Below are 23303 nucleotides of genomic sequence, written 5' to 3'. Positions count from 1 at the left end.
CTGCCGAACAAAAAACGGGCGAGGATCATGGAACCCTCGCCCGTTTTTGTTTTGGGCAATGTTTCGGCTGCGCCGCTACTTGCTGGCGGCCGCCTTCTTTGTGGTCGTCTTTTTCGCGGCAGCCTTCTTGGCAGTCGTCTTTTTCGCCGTGGTCTTCTTCGCCGTACTCGCCTTGGTCGTCGTCTTGCGGCCGCGGGCGGGCTTCTTCTCCTTGGTCGGGCAGTCCATGTTGACGCAGATACGCCACGGACCGCGCGCCGTGTTGACCACCACGATGGGAGCGCCGCACTCGGGACAGGTCTCGCCCGTCGCCTCGAGTTTGCCACGCGCCGGCAGCGGATAGCTCACGCCGCAATCGTCATAGTTGGTGCAGCGGATAAAGCGCTTGCCGCTCTTCTCGCTCTTGTGCGCAATCAGATCGCCATGGCGTCCGGCCTCGGCGCACACCTTGCACTCGCCCACCTTAAGGTCGGGCTCGTAATTGGTGGGGCACGTGGGGTTCACGCAGATCTCGAAAGCCTTCTGGCGGAACGGCTGGCACTTAATGCGCGGTGCGCCGCATTCGGGACACACGGCAGCCTCGCCCTCGAGCGGGCTCACCTTGACGCCGCTCGGCACCGGATAGGTCACGTCGCAGTCGGGCCAGCCCATGCAGCCGATAAAGCTGCCGCGGGTCTTGGCGCTCGTCTTCATGACCAGATCCTTGCCGCACTTGGGGCAGGCGCCCACGCGCGCATCGGCCGTGACGGCATCGCTGATGGCGTCGCCCAGCTCCTGCGTATGCTTGAGCAGCTCATCGAGCACGCCGGCCAGCAGCGCGCGCGAGTGCGTCACGACATGCTCTTCGGTATCTTCGCCGCGCTCCACGCGGGTCATGTCGCCGTCGAGCTCGCTGGTCATATCGGGGCTCGTGATGCGCGGGGCAAACTGCGACAGTGCATCGATGATGGCGATACCCAGCTGACTCGGCTCCACGGGATCGTTTTTGAGGTAGCGCACGGCGTACAGGCGCTCGATGATGCTCGCGCGCGTGGACTTGGTACCCAGGCCGCGCTTCTCCATCTCCTGCACGAGCTTGCCCTGGCTGTAGCGCGCGGGCGGCTCGGTCTGCTTGGCCTCGAGCTTAATGTCGAACACGTCGACCGTATCGCCCTGCTCCAGCGGCGGCATCTGCTCGTCGCGCTTAAGGCCGTACGGATAGGCCTCGCGGAAGCCAGGGGTCACGAGCACGTCGCCCGAGGCCACGAACGGCTCGCCGTTGACGTCGAGCTCGAGCTTGGTGTTCTCGATGGTCGCGGGACCCATAAGCGTCGCCAGGAAGCGACGGGTGATGAGGTCGTAGAGCTTGCGCTGGCCGCCGTCGAGCGTGGATGGGTCGCCCTCGCCCGTGGGATAGATAGGCGGGTGGTCGGTGGTCTCGACCTTGCCGCGCGTGGGCTTCATAGGACCGGCAAGCACCTTTTTGCACACGGGCGCCAGCGCCGGGTTGATCTTTGCCAGGTCGCTCACCACGGCGCCCAGATCGAGCGTCGCAGGGTACACGGTGTTGTCGACACGCGGATAGCTGATAAGACCCGCCATGTAAAGGGACTCGGCGATGCGCATGGTGCGTGCGGGCGAGATGCCCTCGGCCGCAGCGGCAGCCTGCAGCGAGGTGGTCGCAAACGGCGTGGGCGGCTGCTGCTTGCGCGAGCGCTTGGTCACCGCGGCAACGGTTGCCGTCGCAACGCCGTCGACATGGCCGTACGCCATCTCGGCAGCATCCTTGTCGGTAAAACGCGCCGTCTTGTGCGCGATCTTAAAGCGGTCGTCCTCGGCGGCACCCTGCGCGGCACCCATACCGCGAATCTGCCAATAGTCCTCGGGCACAAACGCCATGCGCTCGCGCTCGCGCTCGACCACCAGGGCAAGCGTCGGCGTCTGCACGCGGCCGGCAGAGCGCACGTTACCAAAGCCGCCAAACTTGGCGAGCGTCAGGTAACGCGTGAGCACCGCACCCCAAATGAGGTCGATGTGCTGACGGCTCTCGCCGGCATCGGCCAGGTTCTGGTCGAGCGAGACGAGGTTATCAAAGGCCTGCGTGATCTCGGCCTTGGTAAACGAAGAGTACTGGGCGCGAGCAACCGGCAAGTCGGGCGCAACCTCGCGCACCTTGTTGAGGGCGTCCGAGCCAATCAGCTCGCCCTCGCGATCGAAGTCCGTGGCGATGATGACACTGTCGGACTTCTTGGCAAGGTTCTTGAGCGAGCGAATGAGTTCTTTCTCGGCCGGCAGTTTGATAACGGGCGCCCAGGTAAGGTAGGGCAGGCTCTCGAGCTTCCAGCCTTTGATGGAGATACCGTCGGCAAGGAACGGTTTGCGCTTGGTGTCATAGGGCGGACGCGCCAGGCCATCGGGTATGTCGGCCGGCAGCATCTCGCCGTCCTCGGTGACCGAATACCAACCCAGCTTTTTATCGAACAGCACGCTGTCGCAAAAATCGGGCGCAAGGATGTGACCGGCAAGGCCGATTGTCACGCACTCCTCGCCCTTCCACTCAAAACGGTAGATGGCGGTGTTGTACACCTTGTCCTTTTTGGGCTTGCCCGTGGAAAGACGCTCGGCAATCTGACGCGCGGCGTCGTTTTTCTCGGCGATGATGAGCTTCAAAAGAGGCTCCTATCTCGTGTGTCTGCGGCTGCGCCCGCACGTACGACGGCCGACTTACGCCCTTGTTTGTTCGATCTGCCCGATGAGCCAATCGCACCAGGCATCCATGCCCTCGCCCTTGCGTGCGCTCACGGCAAACCGCGGCGCCTGCGGATTGAGGTCATCGAGTGTCTTAGTATACCTATCCATGTCAAAATCGAAAGCCGGGGCCACATCGACCTTGTTGAGCAGCTGTGCGCCAGCGTGCTGGAAGATGCCCGGGTACTTAATGGGCTTGTCGTCGCCCTCGGGCACCGAGAGAATCATGATGGACAGGTTCTCGCCCAGGTCAAAGTCGACCGGACAGACCAGATTGCCCACGTTTTCGATAAAGATAACATCGATATTTTGAAGGCCCACTGCCTGGTCGAACGCATCAACGGCCTCCATGATCATGTTGCCCTCGAGGTGGCACAGACCGCCCGTGTTGATCTGAATGGCGGGCATGCCGGCTTCCTTCATGGTGATGGCGTCGACATCCGAGGCGATATCGCCCTCGATGACGGCACAGCGCAGGCCGGCTTTGTCGCGCAGGCGCTCGTTGGTGCCCAGAATCGTGGTGGTCTTACCAGAGCCGGGACTCGACAGCACATTGATCACATAGGTGCCTGTCTCTTTGAATCGCTGACGCAGCTGATCTGCCAGGCGCTCATTGCGCGACAGAATCGGCGATGCGATATCAATAGTTTTCTCGGCCATACTCGGCACTCCTTACTTCTACCATTTATACCCCGTCCCCAAATGGCAGGCTGGTTAATTGTCGGGGGTTTCAATCTCGATGCTGGCGATGTCGAGCTCGCGGCCGTGCAGCAGGCGCACGTTGGTGCCGCCACACTGAGGACAGCGGCAATGGAAGCGGTCGTGCTCAAAGACCTCGCGGCAGTCCAGGCACTCGCTTTGTGGATGGACTTCCTCCACGGCAAGCTCGCAGCCGCGCGTGAGCATGTCCTCGTCGCGAAACGTCTCCCACGCAAAGTCGAGCGCCTCACGCACAACTTCGGTCATATCCCCAATGCGCAGCGTTACCAAAACAGCGCGCGAGGCCCCCGCCCCACGCGCCGCGCGAATCACTGTATCGAGTATGCCGTTGACAATGCCAACCTCGTGCATACGGATTTACTCCTCGTCGTCGTCCTCGTCGTCGTTCGAGAACAGATCCAGACGGCTCACAAACAAGCCTTCCTTGCCATCGCGCGCGGTAATGACCACGCGGGCGATGGCGAGCGAAATCTCGTAGAGCGAGAGCAGGGCGCCATACATGAGACCCAGTGTAACGGGCGAGCCGTCGGGCGTAATCACAGCCGAGCCCGCAAGCAGGCCAACGTATACGTAACGCCAGGCACCGCGGAAGGCCGCATAGGACACGATATGGAAGACAGACAGGTAGAAGATGATGAGCGGCAGCTCAAACGCCACACCAAAGCCGATCATAAAGAGCAGCTCCATGTTGACGTAGTTCTCCAGATCGGGCAGCGCCGTAGCGACGGCCGAGGTTTCGCCGATGAGCCACTCAAAGCCCGCAGGGATGATGATGAAGTAGCAAAAGATTGCGCCCAGGAAGAACAGCACCGTCGAGGCGAGCACCGTGGGCACAACCCACTTGCGCTCGTTGGGGCGAAGCGCCGGCAGGAAAAACGCCAGAATCTGCCAAATGATCATAGGCGTGCACATGACAACGGCCATCTTGAGAGCCAGCGAAAAGCGCAGACCAAAGCCGCCGAGCGTGGTGGTGATGTAGAACTTACCGTCCGGCACAAAGGAGCGGATGGGGTCTTCCAGGATGTCGAGCACCACGGGCGTGGCGAAATACAGCACGATGGCGGCGGCAAAGACTGACACGACCACGATGGTCAGGCGGCGACGGAGCTCACCCAGATGATCGAAGAGCGGCATGCGCGCAGGTCCGATAGGCATTACTCATCGCCTCCCTTCGGGGCATGGGCGGCAGCGGCGTCGTCCTCGGCCTCGAGCTCGCGAGCGAGCTGGTCGACGACGGCCTTGCGCTTGCGGGGACGACGGGCGTAGAGGTCAGCCGTCGTGGGCTCTGCCGGCTCGGGCTCGGGCTCCGGCTCTGCAGCAGGCTCGGGCTCGACGGCGGCAGCGGCAGACTCGGGGCCCTCAGCCTCACCAGCAGCACCTTCGTCCTCGGCAGCACCCTCACTCGCGGCCTTCTCGGCGGCAAGGCGGGCACGGCGCTCGGCAAAGGTCTCCTTCTTTGCGGGCGCGGCCGTCTCGACGGCATCCTCGTCCGCATCGGAATCGTCATCGACGGCAGCCTTCTTGGGCTTGACCGGAGCCGAAGCGGCCTCGCTTACCGGATCGATAATCTCGGACTGAACAACAGCCGTCATCTTTTCCTGCGTCTCGCGGAACTGACGGATGGCACGGCCGATCGTGCGGCCCATCTGCGGGAGCTTATCCGGGCCAAACAGCAAAAAGCCGAAGACCACGATGATCGCGAGCTCACCCTCTCCAATACCAAACACACATACCTCCAAGGCTCGATGTGAGTCGAGCCCGCACCGCGCCATTCGGCCGGAACTCGTCTATTCATTCGGTCAAGTATAGCGCCCGGACGTCAAAACATCCGAGCGCATCACAAACATATACCAAACGGCACGCCCTTTTTGGGGCAGGGCTTATGCCGCCGTAATTGAAATCTCCTGGTCGACACCCAGCAACTGAACCACGCGCATCACCGGGGGCTGCACGTTGACGCAGCCAAACCGCTTGTCGTGATCGGCTGCGTGGTGCGCGGCGCCCACAAGTACGCCAATACCTGTCGAGTCGATATAGCTCACCTGGGCAAAGTCGAGCTCAACGGCCTCGGTGGGCTGCTCGAGCGCCAAGTCGATGGCGTTACGCAAGCTGTCGGCGTTAGAGATATCAATCTCACCGGTCACCCTGATGGTGTAGAGCTCCGGCGTGGGGTTGGTGGAAATACCCAAATCCATGTATACGCTCCTTTGCGTATCGAGAGTGCGGATGGTACTGGACGCGGATTTGCGGGGCCCTACGCGTTAGGCGCGCTCGGCACGAGCAAGCTCGGCAGCGACGAGCTTGACGGCCAGCACCAGCACGTCGAGTGCGGCCTCCAGGTCCTCGACCGTGGGATAACTCGGCGCGATGCGGATGTTGGTGTCGCGCGGATCCTTGCCATAAGGCCAGGTGGCACCTGCCGGCGTGAGCTTGACACCCAGGTCGGCGCAAAGCGCGGCGACCTTTTGGGCCGAGCCCTCGGGGCCATCAAAGCTCACAAAGTAGCCGCCACGGGGATGCGTCCAAGTAGCGCAACCCGTATCGCCCAGGCCCTCAGTGAGCTTGCGCTCGACGGCCTCAAAGCGCGGACGCAAGAACTCGGCATGCTTTTTCATGTGCTCCTTGACCGCCTCGATGGTGGGAAGGAAGCGCACGTGGCGTAGCTGGTTGAGCTTGTCGGCGCTGATAAGACCGGCCTTCAGGCGCTTGGAGAACTCCGCGATGACCGCGGGACTCGCACCGATAAAGCCGATGCCCGCGCCCGGGAAGGTGATCTTGGACGTCGAGGCGAATGCCACCACGCGGTCCTCGGTACCCGCCGCGCGGGCAAGATCGAAGATGTTGGCGAGCTCGTCGGTCTCGTCGTACAGGTCGTGCACGCAGTAGGCGTTGTCCCAAAAGATGCGAAAATCGGGCGCGGCCGTGGGCATCTCGACCAAGCGGCGCACGGTGTCCTCGCTAAAGGTGATGCCCGTGGGGTTGGAATACTTGGGCACGCACCAGATGCCCTTGATGGAGTCGTCGGTGGCAACCAGGCGCTCTACCTCGTCCATGTCGGGGCCGTTGCCGGTCATCGCGACGGGGACGTTCTCGATACCCAGGTCGGCGGTGATGCCAAAATGACGGTCGTAGCCGGGAACCGGGCACAGGAACTTGACCTTCTTACCGTCGTGCGCGGCCTCATAAGCCTCCCAAGGCTCGCTGCCGCACGAGCCGCAGCGCCAGAACATACCGGCGATATCGTGCTCGATCAAAAGACTCGACGAACCCAGTACGAGCGTCTGATCGGCGGGGCACCCCAGGAACTCCCCCGCCAGCTTGCGTGCCGAGGGGATGCCCTCAAAGCAGCCGTAGTTGGAGCAGTCGACGTTACCGTCGTGCAGATCGGCGTCGGCATTGAGGATATCGAGCATGGGGCGCGAGATGTCCACCTGGGAGGGCGACGGCTTGCCGCGCGCCATGTCGAGCGCCAGGCCCTTGGCCTTGACCTCGGCAACCTCGGCTTTGAGAGCCTCGATGGCGGCATCGAGTTCGGTGGTTTCCATCTTCTGGTAGATCGTCTGCATGGGTGCGACCTTTCGCAAAGCGGGACGTTGCAGTTTGTCTAAGTATAGACCGCTACCGCCGCAACGGTATGAAGCCGTGATAGATTAAGTCCATCGCAATGAATTACGATATCCACCGTATGACCCGTATAGCCGCATGGCACATCCAAGGAGGCAGTATGGAATACGGCTCTTTTCAAGCCGAGGAGTTCGGAGACCTGCAGCGTCTGGTCGACGGCTTGTTTTATGACCGTAAGGCCATTGACCGCCTGGATCTAATCGTTCAGGCGGAGATCTTGGACCTGGCGCCCGATCTCATGGAAATCGTGAATCTTTTGCCGCCCGGCCACTACGACCGCCAATCGCTTTGCGACCAGCTTAACTCGGCCCTTGCCGCCCACGGCTGGGGCGCCGTCTACGGCACCGTGGAATAAAAATGGCAAATAAATGAAATGCCGTTTGTGACAGTGCTCACAAACGGCATTTTTTCACACGAGGGCATCCGGGGCATGTCCGGTCCCGGTTTTCGCGCTCCTACTCGTCCTTGGGCGAAGGGTGCTTGCAGACCACGCTCATGTAGATCATGCCCAGCACGGCCGCGGTAACAGAGCCGGCAAGAATGGCGGCCTTGGCGGCCAGAACCTCGAACTGGGCCGTCGGGAAGGCGAGGCCGCTGATGAGGATCGACATGGTAAAGCCGATGCCACCCAAAATGCCCACGCCGGCGATCATATGCCAGTTAACGTTATGAGGCAGCTCGCAAGCCTTAAGCTTGACCAGGGCAAACGTCACGCCAAAGATACCGATCGGCTTACCCAGCAGCATGCCAAAGTACACGCCGAGGGTCACCGGGTCGGTAAGCAGCACGCTCATGTCCACGCCCACAAGGCGAACCTGCGCGTTGACAAACGCAAAGATCGGCAGGATCACAAAGTTGACCGGCGTGGAGATCAGGCGCTCCATGCGGATGAGCGGCGGGGTCACACGGTGCATGACACGCTCGACCTTGGTGGTAGAAAGGGTAAAGTCGTGCTGGCCCAGGATGTGCGCCTCGTCGTCGTAACGGTCGTCGAGCAACGGCAGGTACTCGCCTAGCCAATCGGTAAGGCTATCGAGCTTAACACCGCACTTGGCCGGGATGGTGAAGGCCAGGATGACACCGGCAAGCGTGGCGTGCACGCCGCTCTTAAACATGCAAAACCACAGCAGCAGACCAAGCACCGAGTACGGGGCAAGGCGATAATGCTGAGTCTTGTTGAGCCACACAAGTGCGCAGGTCACAAGTGCAGCAGCACCCAGCCAAAACGGACTGGGGCTCTGGCCGTAGAAAATGGCGATGGCGGCAATGGAGATGAGGTCGTCGGCGATGGCGAGCGTCGAGAAGAACACGCGCACGCCGTTGGGCACGCGATTGCCCAAAAGCGACAGCACGCCCAGCGCAAAGGCAATATCGGTTGCCATGGGGATGGCCCAACCGTTGCGGGCGCCGGCATGGTTAAAGATCAGGTAGATGCAGGCGGGAACGACGACGCCGCCCACGGCTGCCAGCATGGGAAGCATGGCCTGACGCGGATTCTTGAGCTCGCCGACCGTCATCTCGTACTTAAGCTCAATGCCCACCAACAAAAAGAAGATCGCCATGAGAAAGTCGTTGACGAAAAGCTCGACGGTGAGGCCAGCCGTAAGGTTGCCCAGACCCACATACAGCGGGGTCTCCAAAAAGTGATGGATAGCCTCGTAGACATCGGTGTTGGCGCAGATAACGGCGGCGATGGCGGCGATGACCATGACGGCGGCGGAAATCGTGCCGTTCTCGGCGATGCGCTCCCAGATGTCATGACGTTCAAAGCGCTTGCGCTCACGAACGTTGAACAGCTGCTCAGTTGCTGCCATGGGCGGCTCCTTTCACGGGAAAGCTCCCGTCTTAAAAAAGCACGGCCCGCCCAAGTGGCGGCACCGCGCTCCAACGTATTACGCTTGCATCTAGCCTACCCTGCACGACAAGCACGCAGGCGTGGCCGAAAAGCGGAACCACAGGTTGAACATTATTTGCCCAACGGTACGGGCGCCCCTGTCCAATAGGGGACGCGGTCCCGCGCACAAAAAACGACCGGAGCGCGGGGCGTCCGCGGTCCGGTCGTAGCAGGCTACAAAACCTAGCAGGCGGCCATGATGGGGGCAGCGACCTGCTTCTTACGGGAGAGGACGCCCGGCATCCAGACGCCGTCGTGCTCGTCGGCAATGCCCAGGCCCTTCTGAGCGGCCTCGGTCTCGCCCTCGAGCAGGACCTGCGAGCCCTCCTCCATGATGTCGGTGATGCACAGGACGATGCCGTCGGCACCCTTCTCGGCGGCGTAGGCGCGCATGGCCTCGCGGATCTCGTCGATCATGCCGAGCGCACGGCTCTTGTCGACGGTCTCGTACTGGCCGATGAGCAGCTTCTTGCCGGCGGGCTCGAACATCTTGATGTCGTTGCCGACCATCTCGGCTGCGGTGAAGGAGCCGGACGGACGGGTGAGGAAGACCTCCATGCCAAACTTGACCGGGTCGACGCCCACCTGCTCGCCGAGCTTGGCGGCGACGGCGCGGTCGACATCGGTGGTGGTGGGGCTCTTGAGCATGAGCGTGTCGGTCATCATGGCCGAGAGCAGCAGCTTGGCCTGAACGTCGGAAAGCTCAACGCCGAGCACGCCGGCGAGCTTAGTGACGATGGTGCAGCTGGAACCCCAGGGCAGGCAGATGTAGTGCAGCGGGCCGGCGCTCTCAAAGTCGCCGATGCGGTGATGGTCAACGACGCCAAAGACCGTGGCGTCCTTAAGGCCGGCGACGGACTGGGCGGACTCGTTATGGTCGGTGAGAACGACAAGCTGGCCGGCCTCGACGGACTCAATCACGCGGGGCTCGGCAATGCCGGCGTCTGCGAGCAGCTTGGCGGACTCTGCCGGAAGCTGACCAAGAGCGCAGACCTCATAGGTGTTGCCGGCATACTCAACCTGGTTGAGCAGCTGAGACAGAACGACGGCGCTCATGATGGCGTCGTTATCGGGGTTCTGGTGACCAAAGACAAGAACGTTTGCCATGGGTATCCTCCACTTGGTATGTGTACTTAGACGTAGCTATGGTAGCACGCTGGCAGCTGGCCTTTGGGGACGGAAGGGCCACGGCATATTTTGTGGCAGGTATGGGGGCCAAGGCTGTCCCTTTTGCACCATGTTGGTGCAAAGTAACCTGGCCCCCTTGCACCAGCTATTTGCCGGCAGCGCGCAGGGCTACGTAGGCAGAACCGATGATGCCGGCGTCGTTTCCGAGCGAGGCAACCTTAATGGGCGTCTCGCGCGAGGCGGAAAGCGCGTAGCGCTGGAAGTACTCGCGAACCTTATCGAGGTAGACATCGGCCGAGGCGGAGGCGCCGCCGCCGATCAGGAACATCTCGGGATCGACCACGTTGGCAATAAGCGCCAGGGCGCGGCCGAGATAGTCGGCCATGGTATCGGCCGCGGCCAGCGCGAGCTTATCACCCTCGCGGCAGGCTTGGAACACGTCCTTGGAATCGGAGGGGCCGGTGAGCTCGATGGGCTCGACGCCCGCCTTCTTGCACTCGGCAAGGTAGTTGCTCACCACGCCGGTGGCGCTGGAATACTGCTCCAGGTGGCCATGGCCGCCGCAGCCGCAAGTGCGCTCCTCAGCCGGATTCAGGCACATATGGCCAATCTCGCCGCCGGCGCCCACAACACCCGACACCACATCGCCGTTGACGATAACGCCGCCGCCCACGCCGGTACCGATGGTGACCATCACCACATTCTGCACGTCCTTGGCAGAACCGAGCCAAGCCTCGCCCATGGCAGCGGCGTTGGCATCGTTCTCGTACTTAACGACCGCATCGGGGCAGTGCTCCTGAATGGCGATCTTCAACTCGGGCAGGTTAATGGCAATGTTGGCCTTGACCTTGGCATCGCCCGCTGCCGGAATGGGGCACGGAACAGCAAGGCCAATGCCCGCCACAAAGGCGCGCGGAATCTGTGCCTTGGCGACCACCTGGTCGATAGCCTCGGTCACCGCGGCAAAGCCCGCAGCGTCAACGATGGGAGGCGTGGGCACGCTGACCTTCGCAAGCAGGTTGCCATCCCCATCGAACAGGCCCTCCTTAACCGAAGTGCCGCCGACGTCGATGCCGATGTAGTACTGCTTAGGTTCCATAGGGGCCCGCCTTTCTCGTTTAAACATTGTCTGTATGGTACCGCTCCCAAGGCAAAAACATACCAAAAAGGGACAGGTTTGTTTTGGTAGGTTTTATCTGGGGAAATGCAGGATACAGGATTCGGTTCGCTGGGTGCTAAATCGGTTCGGCCCCGTCCTCGGACCGATTAGATTTCTCAACACGACATTATTCGAATGTATATTTATTTAGAGCGCTTTTATTTTTAGCGCAAAGCGACTTTTAGTAATATATCTATCGAACTTTTCAATGACTCAATAGGGATACTTAGGTGTTGAGTATACTTTCTTTTATACTCAATAAAGTTGGAAAGGAGGTCCCATGATTCCCAAATACGAGGCGATAGCTGCAGATATTCGTCGAAGTATTGAGGATGGCGCTCTTAAACCAGGCGACAAGCTTCCCACCGTCGTTGAGTTCTGCGAGCTCTATAGCGTTTCCAAAATCACCGTCAAACGAGCTATCGAGCAAATCACCGAGGAAGGTCTTGTTACCAGCCGTCGTGGATCGGGTACCTACGTTAAGGACACGGCGGGACTTCCCGGCCAAGCGTTTTTCCAGGGCAAAAACGACCGTGCCCAGGGCTTTTCGTATGAGCACCGCGGGGAGAAGGTGACCTCGGTGGTCTACGATTTCTCGATTGTTAATCCACCAGCGGACATCGCAGCCCAGCTGGGAATTGCCGAAGATGACTTTGCCTATCACATCGTGCGCGTGCGTCAGGCCGATGAGAAGCCCATTGTTATCGAGTACACCTACATGCCCCTCGAGCTGATTCCGGGGCTGAAAAAGAAGGACCTGTACGGATCGGTCTACGGCTTTATCCGCGAGCAATGCGGGCTGAAGATCTCGAGCTTCCACCGTACCATTCGCGCCGTGGCAGCAACCGAGGAAGAAGCCGAGCGCCTGGACACCAAACCTGGCTCTCCCCTGCTCGAGCTCAACCAGATTGGCTTTTTGGACAGCGGCGCGGCCTTTGAGTATTCGGTCTCGCGCAACGTTGGCGACCGCTTTGAGTTGCACAACGTAACGTTGGCATAGGTTTTTGTAGTCATGCGGGCGCTCGTTTTGAGCTGTTTGTGCAACGCCCGCGCAACACAATGGGGTATGAATATGTCCGATTTGATTAAACTGACGCCGATCTTCCACGAGAAGATCTGGGGCGGCCGCCAGCTCGAAACCGTATTTGGCTACGACATTCCCGATGGACCCATCGGTGAGTGTTGGGCCATCTCGGCCCACCCCAACGGCGACTGCCAGATTGCGGAGGGCCCGTATGCCGGCCACACGCTGTCGTGGCTGTGGGCCGAGCACCGCGAGCTCTTTGGCAGGTGCGAGGGCAAGGAGTTCCCGCTGCTCGTTAAGATTCTGGACGCCAAGGACGACCTTTCGATCCAGATTCATCCCAACGACGAGTACGCCGCCAAGCACGAGAACGGCAGCCTGGGCAAAACCGAGTGCTGGTATGTGCTGGACTGCGAGCCCGGCGCCACGATCATCGTCGGCCAGCGCGCGCATGACAGCGCCGAGGCCGCACAGATGATAGAGGGGGGCCGTTGGGACGACATGCTCAACGTGCTGCCGATCCACAAGGGCGACTTTTTCCAGATTGATTCCGGTACCGTGCATGCCATCAAGACCGGCACGCTCATTTTGGAGACGCAGCAGTCAAGCGACGTGACATATCGCCTGTACGACTACGACCGTCCCGGCACCGACGGCAAACTGCGTCCGCTGCACATTGAGCAGAGCCTCGACTGCATCGATTTTGACGCTCAGGCTCCAACCGACGGCACGGTGGCCGCACCCGAGGTGAACGGCGTGACCGAGCTCGAGTCTAACTCCTGCTACACTGTCGATCGCGTGCGCGTCGACGGCAGCAAGACCTTGGAGCAGCGCTGGCCCTTCATGTGCCTGTCGGTCATCGACGGCGAAGGCACCGTCTGCGGCGACCCCGTCCACAAGGGAAGCCATCTGCTGGCACCCAGCACCGTCAGCTCCATTGACCTCGAAGGCCAGATGGAACTGATCGTCTCGCACCTGTAAGTTACCGGTCCCCGAGCGCTCGCCGGGATGGGGCGCGGGCTTTGGTCGCCTGCTCGGACAGTCCTGCTCGCACGGAGAGCACATTAAGTGCTCTCCGGCTCGTGCGGAACTCGCGATCGACCAAACCCCGCGCCCCATCCCGGCGAGCCTCTGGCTAGTAACGACAATCAAAAAGCAACAAGGGGCTCTTCCGTTCATCAACGGAGGAGCCCCCGCTATACATAACGACTCAAGGTGCCTATAGGTAGACCTTTTCGAGAAACGATAACGTGTCCTGAAGCCGCGCCCTTTCCTTACGGTTGGTCTGCCGATTTACATACGAAGCAAAGTCCGTAAGAAAATCCTCCGCATCAACCCTCATTTGCCCCGTTAGCTCCAAACGCGCCGAAGGCGACAATAAGTCAGCAAGTCGAGCAACATCCGAACGGTGCTTCCGCCGATCAATGTTGTTGCAACGACGTCCCTCTTCATAACTTCTGTTGATATCAATGTGCGCACGCATCTTGAGGGGAATGATATGGAGTGCATCGAGCAACGTAATGCCTTCTACGTTCGTTGCGTTGTCGCGAATAAATTCGTAGTAGCCATCGTCGAGGATAATTGCCGAGAGACTTGATACGGCCCCGTCAAAGGAAAGAGGTGCCACTTCGCTCGTTTCATCTTCGAGCACAAAATCAGGATGTCGGGCAAATAGCTCAATTTGACCGGGATAGTCTAGGGCCCGCTTCGATCCTTTGGGCAAGCAGAACCGATAGTAAGTGCACTTTCCATCGCCGACCTTTCCAATCTCGTATCCAGCTGCTTTGATAAATGCCCACAATGCAGTGGCAAATTCAACGCCTTCCCCATCAGCAATTACGACGACATCCAAGTCTTCGGTAGCCCTGAATGAATCACCTTCGCTGTCAAATAGAACGCTGCAGGCCCCTCCACCAATAAGGACGTAACCACCTTTGCAGCTGCTCATGGCGTCGGCAAATCGCTCTATCCCCCTCACTTTTGGCATATCGTCCTCCTGAGCTGTTCGACCGCATCGAGCAGACGGTCATCTTTGTAATCCTCTTTTGCGCAGGCAACGTATAAGGAGAACGGGTCGACACATTGCAAACCTGTCGTGTCAAAACTAACATCGGACGGCTCGTCCACGGGATACGACCAGACCTCAATCTCGATAGCAGCCGGTTCGTACCACTGGGCCTCCAGCCATCTGTCACCCATGTGCTCTTTTAGGTCCTCTAGCTGATTCTTTTCGAGAGCAATGGTTGGAGCAGATTCTTCATGAGCAAGGTCAGACATATAGCTAAGGGCAGACATACCGGAAAGCAGCGCGTCAACGGCACGTAGCTCTGTTCTCTCGATAACCTTCTTGAGCCGGATTCGCTCTAAAACTGGTGTGCGAAGATAGTCCTCAAACCCATCCAGCAGCGTCTCGGTCGACAACCCGGCATCGCACAATATACGCTTTTTGCCGTCCCGCATAATCAACCCAGGAGCTATAGCGGCGATTTCCGAAAGATAGCCGCTGACGCTTGCCGCGCTTTTGCCACACAGACGCGCTAGGTCGCCGGCGGAGCAGTCAACCCATCGTCCCGCGATGAGATTTAGGACGATTCGTTGAGATTGGGGCGAAAGCGGAGCAGCGGGAGAAGCACCCAGCACCTCACCGGAAATAACGGCTCCGATAAACGGCAGAAACGCATTTCGCTCATCTCGGATATATGCGATCCCCTCCGAAGAAAGCGCGCGCATAAAGCCTAAATCCATAGCGTTCCAGCAAATTGCCACCGGGCGAGCATCTATCTTGCGCACTGCATTGACGAGATTTCGCGCCGAAATGACACTGGGCGGTTCTTTTGGTTCCGCAACAATAAAACGGCCTTGCTCAGACATGCCGAGCCGTGCTAAGCGAAGCGAATAGCGCTCGAGATACATGCGAGGAATCTGTATCTCAACTGGCTCCGGGTCGATGGCGAGCTCTAAAGAGAAGAGTCTTTCAGGGAGACAATTTAGCAGCATGTCCACTCACCATTTTCATTTCAGTTACATTTTAGTATCTATCTAAAATTATACTGAATCGTATAAAACGCTCAATCCCCAAAGTCATAAGAAACAATCCGAAACGCAACAAGGGGCTCTCCCGACCATGTACGGGAGAGCCCCTACTCGTATCTATCTATCAGCCCACCCGGCTCTCCAGATCAAAAAGCGAACGAGCAAAGCGACGTTCGCAAGCTGCAGGCCAAAACGCCACAAGGAAGAGGGCGCGCCGGGGGCTTTGGTCGATCGCGAGTTCCGCACGAGCCGGAGAGCACTTAATGTGCTCTCCGTGCGAGCAGGACTGTCCGAGCAGGCGATGTTTCCCCATACGCCCGCACAGGTCCGCCGGGATTACGACAGCTTGACGATCGGCGCAAAGCCCTTCATCAGCTTTTTGGTCTGGCCGGTCTTTTCGAATTGGACCTCGATCATGTCTCCAGCGACCGAGATCACGGTACCCGTGCCAAAGGTCTTATGACTCACGGTATCGCCCGCGGCAAAGTCCTGCGACGCGCTGGCGCGATCGACCTTGCGCTCCACTGTTGGGGACACCTTGGACGACGGCTTTTTGGCTCGCGGTGCGCCCGAGCCAAAGGTCGAGGCAACGCGACCGGCGTCGGGCGAGACCCCACGATGGCGCTCGGTCCCGTAGCTGCTGCCGCCAAAGAAATCGTCGAAGCTCGATCCGCCGCGCGAACCGGAACCGCCGGTCGAGCGCGTATGCGAACCAAACACCTTGCCGCCATACATATCCGAACCCGTGCCCGAGCCAAAGGTGCCGCGACGGTCGCCGCGCTTCTCCCAGCCCGTGCCCTCAAAACCGGCAGAACCGATACCGCTAAACTCGATATCCTCAAACGGAATCTCGTTGAGAAAGCGCGAACGCGGGTTGGCGGAGGTCGAACCGTAGGTGCGACGCGTGGCCGCATAGGTCAAGAACAGGCGTTTGCGGGCACGCGTGATGGCGACGTAGGCCAGGCGACGCTCCTCCTCGAGCTTGCCCGGATCATCGCTGCCGCCAAAGTCGTGCACGTGCGGAAAGATACCCTCCTCCATGCCGGCCACGAACACCGCCGGAAACTCCAGGCCCTTGGCGGAGTGGATGGTCATCATGGTAATGGCATGCGTCTCGCCGGCCAGGGAATCCAAATCGGAGCGCAAGGCCAGCCACTCCATGAGTGCCGGCAGCGCCTTACAGGTGAGCGGACCGTAGGTACGCTCGATCTCGCCGGCATGCACGGCACCCGCCGACAGCTCCGTCGGCGCGGCATACGCGTTGCCTGCGATGGCGGCGGCCAGGGCATCCTGCGGAGACAGCGCCGGAGCGGCCAAGCCATCGAGCGGATTGGAGCCCGCGGCGTCACGGGCGCCGACGAGCGCCTCAAACGAGGATGCCGGGACAGATGGCCCCGGTTCGGGCGCAGACACGCTCACCACGACGGGCTCGGGCTCGGCGCCGGCAGGCACATCGGCAACACCGGCTGCGCGCAGCTCTTCTAGGCTCTCGAGCGTACCCTCGATATCCTCGTGCGTCTCCTCAAATTCCGCCGCAACGCCCAGAAATTCCTGGATGTTCTCGGCGCGGCTCTCAGATTCCATGGTGCCCTCGGCGCGAAACGCCTGCAGCAGGCCCGTCTTATCGACGATCATCTCGACAACGTCCTTGAGCTCGCCGTCCATGCGGCGGCCCTCGCGCACCAGTGAGACAAAGCTCGACAGGCCGTTGCGCACCTTGGCGCTAAACATGCCGGTTTCGGCGCACGCGATCTCGCAAGCCTGGAAGAACGAGCAACGGTTGTCGCGTGCCAGCTGCTCGATCTTTTGGATTGAGGTGGAGCCAATGCCGCGGCGCGGTGTGTTGATGACGCGTTTGACGCTCATCTCGTCGGCCGGGTTCACGATCATCTTGAGGTAGGCCATGACGTCGCGAATCTCGGCACGGTCGAAGAATCGAGTGCCGCCCACGATCTTGTAGGGCACGCCCGCGCGCAGAAACATATCTTCGAGAATACGCGACTGGGCGTTGGTGCGATAAAACACGGCGATGTCGTCGTAGCTCGTGCCTTTGGCATGCAGTTTCTCGATCTCGCCGGCAATCCAGCGGCCCTCGTCGCGCTCGTCGCTCGCCTGGAAGGCCTGGATCTTCTCGCCATCGCCCTCGGCCGTAAACAGGCGCTTGTCCTTGCGCTGCGAGTTGTGGCGCACCACGGCGTTGGCGGCGTTTAGGATATGGCCCGTAGAGCGGTAGTTCTGCTCGAGCTTAACGGTCTTGCAGTTTTTAAAGTCCTGCTCAAAGTCCAAGATGTTGGTGATGTCGGCGCCACGCCAGCTGTAAATGGACTGGTCATCGTCGCCCACAACCATGAGGTTTTGGTACTTGGCGGCCAGAAGGTTGGCGATTTCGTACTGGACGTGGTTGGTGTCCTGATACTCGTCGACGCTAATGTAGCGGAAGCGCTCCTGGTACTTGTCGAGCACCTCGGGGCGGGTACGCAGCAGTTCGAGTGTGCGCACGAGCAAATCGTCGAAGTCCATCGCGTTGGCGGCGCGCAGGCGGCGCTCCAGCTCCAGGTAGACCTGCGCGGCCTTTTTGTCGTTGGGGCTATCGGCGGATTTGAGCATGTCCTCGGGGCCGATCATGGCGTTTTTGGCCGAACTGATCTTGCTGCGAATCATGTTGATGGGGAACTGCTTTTGCTCGATGCCGAGCGCCTGCATAATGTCACGCACCATGCGCTTTGAGTCATCGTCATCGTAGATGGTGAACTGACCGGTATAACCCAGCAGGTCGGCGTCCTCGCGCAGCATGCGCACGCACATGGCGTGGAAGGTGCACACCCACATGCCGCGGGTACCGCTGGGAATGAGCGCCGTCAGACGCTCGCGCATCTCGGCCGCGGCTTTGTTGGTAAACGTGATGGCAAGAACCTGCCAAGGCTTAACACCCAGGTCGCCGAGCATATGCGCGATGCGGAAGGTCAGGACGCGGGTCTTGCCCGAGCCTGCGCCGGCGAGGACCAGCAACGGGCCCTCGGTGGTCAGGACGGCCTCGCGCTGGGCGGGATTAAGGCTGTCGATGTCGACGAGCGGCTTGACGGGCTTGGGTGCCGGCGCGGGAGCGTCGTAGATGTCGAGCGGAACGAGCTCGGGCTCCGGCGCAGCGGGGGCGGTGTATGCATCGAGCGGCACGGGTTCCGGCGCGGGCGGCACGGGTACCGCGGCGTTCTTTTCCCAGGGCAAGGGCTGGGTCATGGGCGACTCCTCATCTGACGGACGGCGCGCCTGCGGGCGGCGCCATAGTTTGAGCCGTACCAGTATACCGAGCCGCGCGGACACCGATGCAAATCACACCACGACTCCGTGCGCCGCGCTCTGGCCGCCGCGCAGCGTCAACCAAGTTACAGGCCGAGCATAGGCTCCAGAACAAAGAAGTACGCGAGCACCACGATGCCCAGAATAATGCGGTAGACGCCAAAGCACTTAAAGTCGTGACGGCGAACGAAGCCCATGAGCCACTTGATGGCAATAAGCGAAACCACAAAGGCCACGACGCAGCCCACGCCCAGAATGGCAATCTCGTTGGTGCCAAACGTACCGCCCTTAACGAAGTACTTGACCAGCTTGAGCGCGCTCGCGCCAAACATAACGGGAATGGCCAGGAAAAACGTGAACTTGGACGCCACCGAGCGCGTGCAGCCCAGCAGCAGGCCGCCGATGATGGTAGAGCCGGAGCGTGATGTGCCCGGAATCAGCGAAAGCACCTGGAAGCAACCGATACCCAATGCGGTCTTCCAGCTCAGGTCCTCGAGCGTGGCGATGGATCCAAAATCCAAATCCTCGTCATCGTCATTGTCTTCGGCAATATCCGCCGCAGGCGCCGCGAAGTGTGCACCGGCGGGACGCCCGCCCGCCACCACAGCACGCGAACCAAACGAATCGGCAAGAGCGGCATTCTCGCGCTTACTCGCACGCCAGTTCTCAATCACGATAAACAACACGCCGTACACGATGAGCGCCAGCGCCACGACAGGAGCGTTATAGAAATGCTCCTCCATCCAGTCGTTGAGCGGCAGACCGATCGCCGCGGCGGGAATACAGCCAAGCACGATCTTGCCCCACAGCACCCAGGTGTCGCGACGACCCTCCTTGCCCTTGCTGGGCGAGAACGGATTTAAGTCGTAGAAGAACAGAACGCAGACGGCCAAAATGGCGCCAAGCTGAATCACGACCAGGAACATATTCCAGAATGTCTCGCTCACATTCATCTTGACGAACTCGTCCACCAAGATCATGTGGCCCGTCGACGAAACGGGCAGCCATTCGGTGATGCCCTCGACCAGGCCCATGAAGGCAGATTTTAGAAGCTCGATGATATCCAAAGGGACCCCCTCGTTTGTCACCCGCCGATAGTTGTTCTGCGGACGGTTGCGGGCGATGTCCCATTATCAACCGTTCGGCCGCGGCCGCGCCCACCCTTACCAAAAATCTCGCCCGTTCACAGAATTGCGAGCGGTCAAACCGAAATCCTTGGGTATAACTGCAACAAGCTAAAGTGTCCGGCGGCCAACACGTCGTCCGATGCACGAGCCCCGCGCCCGTGCGATAGACCAAGGAGGAAACCATGAACGAGGGCTATACCAAGGTATTTGTTTCACTCGACGGTACTGAGCAGCAGGATTTTGTGCTCACACGCGCTATCAAGGTCGCCGCAAACAATGGCGCCAAGCTGATCATCGGTCACGTCATCGATTCCACGGCGCTCGAGAGCGCCGGTTCCTATCCGGTCGATCTGGTCAACGGCCTGGAGGAGGCCTTTAAGAACTCCATCGCCAAGCAGCTCGAAGAGGCCAAGGCTAATCCCAACATTCCCGAGGTCGAAGTCATGATTCGCGCCGGCCGTATTCGCGAGACGCTCAAGGACGAGATGCTCGACGTGGTCAAGCCCGATCTGGTGCTCTGCGGCGCTCGTGGCCTTTCCTCGATCAAGTATGCGCTCCTGGGTTCGATTTCGACATTCCTGCTGCGCAACACCGACTGCGACATTCTGGTCGTGAAGTAGGTTCCTTCCCGCCGGCGCAAGGCCTGCGGGGTTATCACGCCGACGTCCTCGCCGCTTCGCGGCTGCGGGATGTCGGCTTAGATAACCCCTCCCGGCCTTGCGCCTTCGTCACCGTACTTCAGCGAGTTAGCTGAATAGAGAGATGGCGTGCCGCCCTGGTCGGGCGGCACGTTTTGTTTGGGTGATTTTTTTAGAGCCTCATAGCCATGTTCACGTTCGGGAACATGGCTATCCGTATCACAAGACGGCCCGACTACTCGAAGTATTGAAACTTGTTGGTCGAGAAAGCGAATGTTACGACAAAGCCTTCGCCGGAGTCGGATGCCGCGGTGACGTCGATGCCCATCTTGGAACACAGGCGCGCCACCAGGTAGAGGCCGATGCCCGTTGCGCGCTTGGTGGTGCGGCCGTTATCGCCGGTAAAGCCCTTCTCGAACACGCGCGGCAGGTCAGCCGCGCTCACGCCGCAGCCGTTGTCCGCGACGGTAAGCTCGATGCGCTCGCTTGCCAGGCCCTCGTCCAGCAACGCACCCGAAAACACAATCTTCGCGCCGTCCTCACGCGCATATTTAATGCTGTTCTGAATGAGCTGGCCCAGAATAAACTCGAGCCATTTCTCGTCGGTGAACACCTCAAAGTCGAGGTTCTCGCACACCGGAGCCACGTGCGCCGCAATGAGCTCGCGCGCGTTGGCTTTAATCGCGCCCGTCACCAAGCTCTTGAGACCCCAGCGGCGAATTAGGTAGTCGCGCTCTACGACTTCCGAGCGCGCATAGTACAGCGCCTGATCGATATAGCGCTCCACGCGAGCCAGCTCGCGACCCAGGTCATCCACGCGCGACAGGTCGTCTTCGCTGCCGTCCAGGTTTTCCAAAATCAGATGAGCCGCCGCCAGGGGCAGCTTGGCCTCGTGGACCCAGCTCTCGATATAGTCGCGGTAGTCATCGGTCTGGCGCCGGCCTTCCGCCACCTCGTCGCAAGCGGCTTTGCCCACCCGGCGCAAGACCTCATATTCGAGCTCGCCCTCGGCATAGGTCGGGCATTGCACCATCTCCTGCACCCAAGCAGGGCTCCCCAGCTCCTCTGCCGCGCGCTCCAGCTGGCACAGAAAACGACGACGGCGCACGTACTCGATCACGATGCCCAGCATGCCAAAGATAAAGGACACACCGACCGCCACGACCACGATGGATGCCGGGGCGCCGGCGACCGTCAGTACAAAACAGCTCAGCAGCACGCCGCAGGTCCACACGGCAATGGGAAGCAGTGCATCTTTAAAGAACTTGGCAAACGACATAACCGGCCCCTAGACCGAATAGCCTTGGCCGCGATGCGTCGTCAAATACCCCTTGATGCCGATTTTTTCGAGCGTGGTGCGCAGGCGGTTGATATTGACGGTGAGCGTATTGTCGTCCACGAAGGCGTCGGAGTCCCACAGGTCCTGCATGATAGCCGAGCGCGAGACAATCTTGCCCGCGCGGCCCAAGAGCAGCGAGAGGATACGCAGCTCGTTTTTGGTGAGCTCGGTACTGTCGCCGGTTGCCGTATTGGTGACCATGGAGCGGGCGAGGTCGAGCTCCAGCCCCTTGTGGACGAGCGTGCTGCGATCGCCCGCCGCCGCGGTGCGGCGCAGCAACGCATTGATGTGCGCCACGAGCACACGGGCGCTGTAAGGCTTGGGAACAAAGTCGTCCGCGCCAAGCGTCATGGCCATGACCTCGTCGATCTCGGTCGTGCGCGACGTGAGGACGATGATAGGAACCTCGGATTCGCGGCGAACCTCGTGGCAGATATGTTGGCCGTCCTTGACGGGAAGCGTGAGGTCGAGCAACACCAGGTCGGGCGCGGCGGCAAGGATATCGCGCGAGACATGCTCAAACGATTCGCAGGCCTCGATTTCAAACCCGGCGCGGGCAAGGATGTCGACAAGCTCACGACGAATGCGCTCGTCGTCCTCAACGACATAGATCAGCGCCATGGATTCCGCTCCCCTCTTGGTTGTCTTGCCCCATTATGACCGCGGAGCCGCAGGTGCGTGCCTCGCGAGGCACCAAGGTGACAGAACTGTTCGCGAACGAAAGCGTTTGGCTCGCCCCTCGCTCGCAACGGGAGCGAGGATCAAATGATTATTAAATCCCCGTCCCAGGAAAATCATTTAGCGGTGGGCACGGAGCTTTTCGTAGCCTTCGGCAAAGAAGGCAACCGTAGCGGCGTCGGACTCGGCGGCGTCCGTCTCGGCGGCAGGAACCACGCCGTGCTCGTCACTCACCAGGAACAGCGCGCCCTTGAGCTGCGCGGGAATGTCCACGCGCGTGACCGGGATGCCCTTGGTCTGGGCCAGCTGCTCGATAAGCGTCGCCGTGCCACACAGGCACTCGTCCGCCGGTGCCACAAAGACCAGCTCGCCGTTGTTGACGGCGGCGAGCAGCTCGGGCGCCACGCCGGTTTCGTCGGCCTCGGAGCGGGCCTCGGCGGAGCGGGCACGCAGCGCCTTGGCCGAAGTATCGGCCAGCGGCTCGTACTCCCCCACCGTCATGGCGGCATTGCCGTTAACGTCGATCACCAGCATGAGCACGCCGTCGCGCGCGGTGTAATCGCCCTCGGCAAGCGACCACTCAACGTGCTGCTTGGCCCAGCTGAGCATATTATGGGTGAGCGGCTCGCCCTGCACCAGGCGCTCGGACAGCGCACGAATGTGACGGTTGAGCATGGGCACCTTTTTGTTGGACATGCGCCAACGGCAGACAAGCGCGGGCTTGTCGAGCGTAAACTTCTCGACCGCCTCCTGATTGGCGCAAAAGTCCTCGTACGCACGCTGGTCCTCGGCATTGCCAAACAGCTCGGCATCATCCACAACGGCCATATCCAACCTTTCTCAAAAACATACACCGCACCGTTATACCCAAAAAAGCCGCCCGCACCAACCGGCACGGACGGCAATAGATAGCTT

General features: G+C 60.4%; 21 protein-coding genes. 4 read left to right on the top strand and 17 right to left on the bottom strand.

The features are described from left to right. Window positions 1-75: 75 nt before the first annotated feature. From ACQRAJ_RS06585 to ACQRAJ_RS06555, 7 genes are all read right to left on the bottom strand, one after another. On the bottom strand, window positions 76-2649 hold the full coding sequence (locus ACQRAJ_RS06585; RefSeq protein WP_427748091.1) for a DNA topoisomerase I: 2574 nt from the start codon (window positions 2647-2649) through the stop codon (window positions 76-78). Between the two features lie 54 nt (window positions 2650-2703). Further along, window positions 2704-3387, bottom strand: coding sequence for a hydrogenase nickel incorporation protein HypB (gene hypB / locus ACQRAJ_RS06580; RefSeq protein ID WP_152068470.1), 684 nt, complete (start codon window positions 3385-3387; stop codon window positions 2704-2706). A 54-nt stretch (window positions 3388-3441) separates the two neighbouring features. Continuing rightward, window positions 3442-3798, bottom strand: coding sequence for a hydrogenase maturation nickel metallochaperone HypA (gene hypA, locus ACQRAJ_RS06575; protein ID WP_152068469.1), 357 nt, complete (start codon window positions 3796-3798; stop codon window positions 3442-3444). 6 nt (window positions 3799-3804) lie between these two features. Next, on the bottom strand, window positions 3805-4602 hold the full coding sequence (tatC, locus tag ACQRAJ_RS06570) for a twin-arginine translocase subunit TatC (protein ID WP_427718932.1): 798 nt from the start codon (window positions 4600-4602) through the stop codon (window positions 3805-3807). After that, on the bottom strand, window positions 4602-5174 hold the full coding sequence (locus ACQRAJ_RS06565; protein WP_427718929.1) for a twin-arginine translocase TatA/TatE family subunit: 573 nt from the start codon (window positions 5172-5174) through the stop codon (window positions 4602-4604). Before ACQRAJ_RS06565 ends, tatC begins: the two co-directional genes overlap by 1 nt. A 153-nt stretch (window positions 5175-5327) precedes the next feature. Next, the gene (locus tag ACQRAJ_RS06560; RefSeq protein WP_154515032.1) at window positions 5328-5642 is read right to left on the bottom strand and encodes an STAS domain-containing protein; all 315 of its coding nucleotides are present in this window, start codon (window positions 5640-5642) and stop codon (window positions 5328-5330) included. Between the two features lie 66 nt (window positions 5643-5708). Further along, window positions 5709-7013: an aminotransferase class I/II-fold pyridoxal phosphate-dependent enzyme gene (locus tag ACQRAJ_RS06555; RefSeq protein ID WP_152068466.1), complete on the bottom strand. Its 1305-nt coding sequence runs from the start codon at window positions 7011-7013 to the stop codon at window positions 5709-5711. Window positions 7014-7171: 158 nt separating this feature from the next. Here ACQRAJ_RS06555 and ACQRAJ_RS06550 point away from each other — a divergent pair, with 158 nt between their 5' ends. Continuing rightward, window positions 7172-7426: a hypothetical protein gene (locus ACQRAJ_RS06550; protein ID WP_154515036.1), complete on the top strand. Its 255-nt coding sequence runs from the start codon at window positions 7172-7174 to the stop codon at window positions 7424-7426. Window positions 7427-7526: 100 nt separating this feature from the next. Here the strand turns inward: ACQRAJ_RS06550 and nhaA are convergent, their stop codons facing one another. From nhaA to ACQRAJ_RS06535, 3 genes are all read right to left on the bottom strand, one after another. Beyond that, on the bottom strand, window positions 7527-8885 hold the full coding sequence (gene nhaA / locus ACQRAJ_RS06545) for a Na+/H+ antiporter NhaA (protein ID WP_427748090.1): 1359 nt from the start codon (window positions 8883-8885) through the stop codon (window positions 7527-7529). 263 nt (window positions 8886-9148) lie between these two features. After that, window positions 9149-10072, bottom strand: a complete 924-nt coding sequence (locus ACQRAJ_RS06540) for a manganese-dependent inorganic pyrophosphatase (protein ID WP_427748089.1) — start codon at window positions 10070-10072, stop codon at window positions 9149-9151. A 166-nt stretch (window positions 10073-10238) separates the two neighbouring features. Beyond that, window positions 10239-11192: an ROK family protein gene (locus ACQRAJ_RS06535; RefSeq protein ID WP_427728539.1), complete on the bottom strand. Its 954-nt coding sequence runs from the start codon at window positions 11190-11192 to the stop codon at window positions 10239-10241. 340 nt (window positions 11193-11532) lie between these two features. Here ACQRAJ_RS06535 and ACQRAJ_RS06530 point away from each other — a divergent pair, with 340 nt between their 5' ends. After that, a complete protein-coding gene (locus ACQRAJ_RS06530) occupies window positions 11533-12252 on the top strand; it encodes a GntR family transcriptional regulator (protein ID WP_427748088.1) in 720 nt (239 codons plus the stop codon). Between the two features lie 72 nt (window positions 12253-12324). After that, window positions 12325-13257 carry a type I phosphomannose isomerase catalytic subunit gene (locus tag ACQRAJ_RS06525; protein ID WP_427748087.1) on the top strand — a complete coding sequence of 311 codons (933 nt, stop codon included), beginning with the start codon at window positions 12325-12327 and terminating at the stop codon, window positions 13255-13257. Between the two features lie 238 nt (window positions 13258-13495). Here the strand turns inward: ACQRAJ_RS06525 and ACQRAJ_RS06520 are convergent, their stop codons facing one another. The 4 genes from ACQRAJ_RS06520 to ACQRAJ_RS06505 form a co-directional block, all read right to left on the bottom strand. After that, window positions 13496-14263, bottom strand: coding sequence for a hypothetical protein (locus ACQRAJ_RS06520; RefSeq protein ID WP_427728535.1), 768 nt, complete (start codon window positions 14261-14263; stop codon window positions 13496-13498). After that, window positions 14251-15279, bottom strand: a complete 1029-nt coding sequence (locus tag ACQRAJ_RS06515) for a hypothetical protein (protein ID WP_427748085.1) — start codon at window positions 15277-15279, stop codon at window positions 14251-14253. The genes ACQRAJ_RS06520 and ACQRAJ_RS06515 overlap by 13 nt, the downstream gene beginning before the upstream one ends. 366 nt (window positions 15280-15645) lie before the next feature. Further along, entirely contained in the window at window positions 15646-18546 is a 2901-nt protein-coding gene (locus ACQRAJ_RS06510) for an ATP-dependent helicase (RefSeq protein ID WP_427728532.1), read from the bottom strand. A 146-nt stretch (window positions 18547-18692) separates the two neighbouring features. Then, window positions 18693-19673 carry an undecaprenyl-diphosphate phosphatase gene (locus tag ACQRAJ_RS06505; RefSeq protein WP_427728530.1) on the bottom strand — a complete coding sequence of 327 codons (981 nt, stop codon included), beginning with the start codon at window positions 19671-19673 and terminating at the stop codon, window positions 18693-18695. Window positions 19674-19915: 242 nt separating this feature from the next. Here ACQRAJ_RS06505 and ACQRAJ_RS06500 point away from each other — a divergent pair, with 242 nt between their 5' ends. Then, window positions 19916-20353, top strand: coding sequence for a universal stress protein (locus ACQRAJ_RS06500; protein WP_154515052.1), 438 nt, complete (start codon window positions 19916-19918; stop codon window positions 20351-20353). Window positions 20354-20606: 253 nt separating this feature from the next. Here the strand turns inward: ACQRAJ_RS06500 and ACQRAJ_RS06495 are convergent, their stop codons facing one another. The 3 genes from ACQRAJ_RS06495 to ACQRAJ_RS06485 form a co-directional block, all read right to left on the bottom strand. Beyond that, window positions 20607-21650, bottom strand: a complete 1044-nt coding sequence (locus tag ACQRAJ_RS06495) for a sensor histidine kinase (protein ID WP_427748084.1) — start codon at window positions 21648-21650, stop codon at window positions 20607-20609. A gap of 9 nt (window positions 21651-21659) precedes the next feature. Beyond that, on the bottom strand, window positions 21660-22331 hold the full coding sequence (locus tag ACQRAJ_RS06490; protein WP_427728526.1) for a response regulator transcription factor: 672 nt from the start codon (window positions 22329-22331) through the stop codon (window positions 21660-21662). Between the two features lie 177 nt (window positions 22332-22508). Beyond that, a complete protein-coding gene (locus ACQRAJ_RS06485; RefSeq protein ID WP_427748083.1) occupies window positions 22509-23216 on the bottom strand; it encodes a hypothetical protein in 708 nt (235 codons plus the stop codon). Window positions 23217-23303 lie beyond the last annotated feature (87 nt).

This window comes from Collinsella sp. SGI.184 (genome assembly GCF_050313415.1).
Taxonomy (GTDB): domain Bacteria; phylum Actinomycetota; class Coriobacteriia; order Coriobacteriales; family Coriobacteriaceae; genus Collinsella.
This window is presented reverse-complemented; position numbering and strand designations above follow the sequence as displayed.

What these genes read in the sequence shown, in the direction of transcription:
- ACQRAJ_RS06490 (WP_427728526.1), bottom strand. Translation starts at nt 22,331, where the DNA reads ATGGCGCTGATCTATGTCGTTGAGGACGACGAGCGCATTCGTCGTGAG.
- hypB (WP_152068470.1), bottom strand. Translation starts at nt 3,387, where the DNA reads ATGGCCGAGAAAACTATTGATATCGCATCGCCGATTCTGTCGCGCAAT.
- nhaA (WP_427748090.1), bottom strand. Translation starts at nt 8,885, where the DNA reads ATGGCAGCAACTGAGCAGCTGTTCAACGTTCGTGAGCGCAAGCGCTTT.
- ACQRAJ_RS06520 (WP_427728535.1), bottom strand. Translation starts at nt 14,263, where the DNA reads ATGCCAAAAGTGAGGGGGATAGAGCGATTTGCCGACGCCATGAGCAGC.
- ACQRAJ_RS06530 (WP_427748088.1), top strand. Translation starts at nt 11,533, where the DNA reads ATGATTCCCAAATACGAGGCGATAGCTGCAGATATTCGTCGAAGTATT.
- ACQRAJ_RS06560 (WP_154515032.1), bottom strand. Translation starts at nt 5,642, where the DNA reads ATGGATTTGGGTATTTCCACCAACCCCACGCCGGAGCTCTACACCATC.
- ACQRAJ_RS06550 (WP_154515036.1), top strand. Translation starts at nt 7,172, where the DNA reads ATGGAATACGGCTCTTTTCAAGCCGAGGAGTTCGGAGACCTGCAGCGT.
- hypA (WP_152068469.1), bottom strand. Translation starts at nt 3,798, where the DNA reads ATGCACGAGGTTGGCATTGTCAACGGCATACTCGATACAGTGATTCGC.
- ACQRAJ_RS06495 (WP_427748084.1), bottom strand. Translation starts at nt 21,650, where the DNA reads ATGTCGTTTGCCAAGTTCTTTAAAGATGCACTGCTTCCCATTGCCGTG.
- ACQRAJ_RS06535 (WP_427728539.1), bottom strand. Translation starts at nt 11,192, where the DNA reads ATGGAACCTAAGCAGTACTACATCGGCATCGACGTCGGCGGCACTTCG.
- ACQRAJ_RS06555 (WP_152068466.1), bottom strand. Translation starts at nt 7,013, where the DNA reads ATGCAGACGATCTACCAGAAGATGGAAACCACCGAACTCGATGCCGCC.
- ACQRAJ_RS06485 (WP_427748083.1), bottom strand. Translation starts at nt 23,216, where the DNA reads ATGGCCGTTGTGGATGATGCCGAGCTGTTTGGCAATGCCGAGGACCAG.
- tatC (WP_427718932.1), bottom strand. Translation starts at nt 4,602, where the DNA reads ATGCCTATCGGACCTGCGCGCATGCCGCTCTTCGATCATCTGGGTGAG.
- ACQRAJ_RS06500 (WP_154515052.1), top strand. Translation starts at nt 19,916, where the DNA reads ATGAACGAGGGCTATACCAAGGTATTTGTTTCACTCGACGGTACTGAG.
- ACQRAJ_RS06540 (WP_427748089.1), bottom strand. Translation starts at nt 10,072, where the DNA reads ATGGCAAACGTTCTTGTCTTTGGTCACCAGAACCCCGATAACGACGCC.
- ACQRAJ_RS06510 (WP_427728532.1), bottom strand. Translation starts at nt 18,546, where the DNA reads ATGACCCAGCCCTTGCCCTGGGAAAAGAACGCCGCGGTACCCGTGCCG.
- ACQRAJ_RS06525 (WP_427748087.1), top strand. Translation starts at nt 12,325, where the DNA reads ATGTCCGATTTGATTAAACTGACGCCGATCTTCCACGAGAAGATCTGG.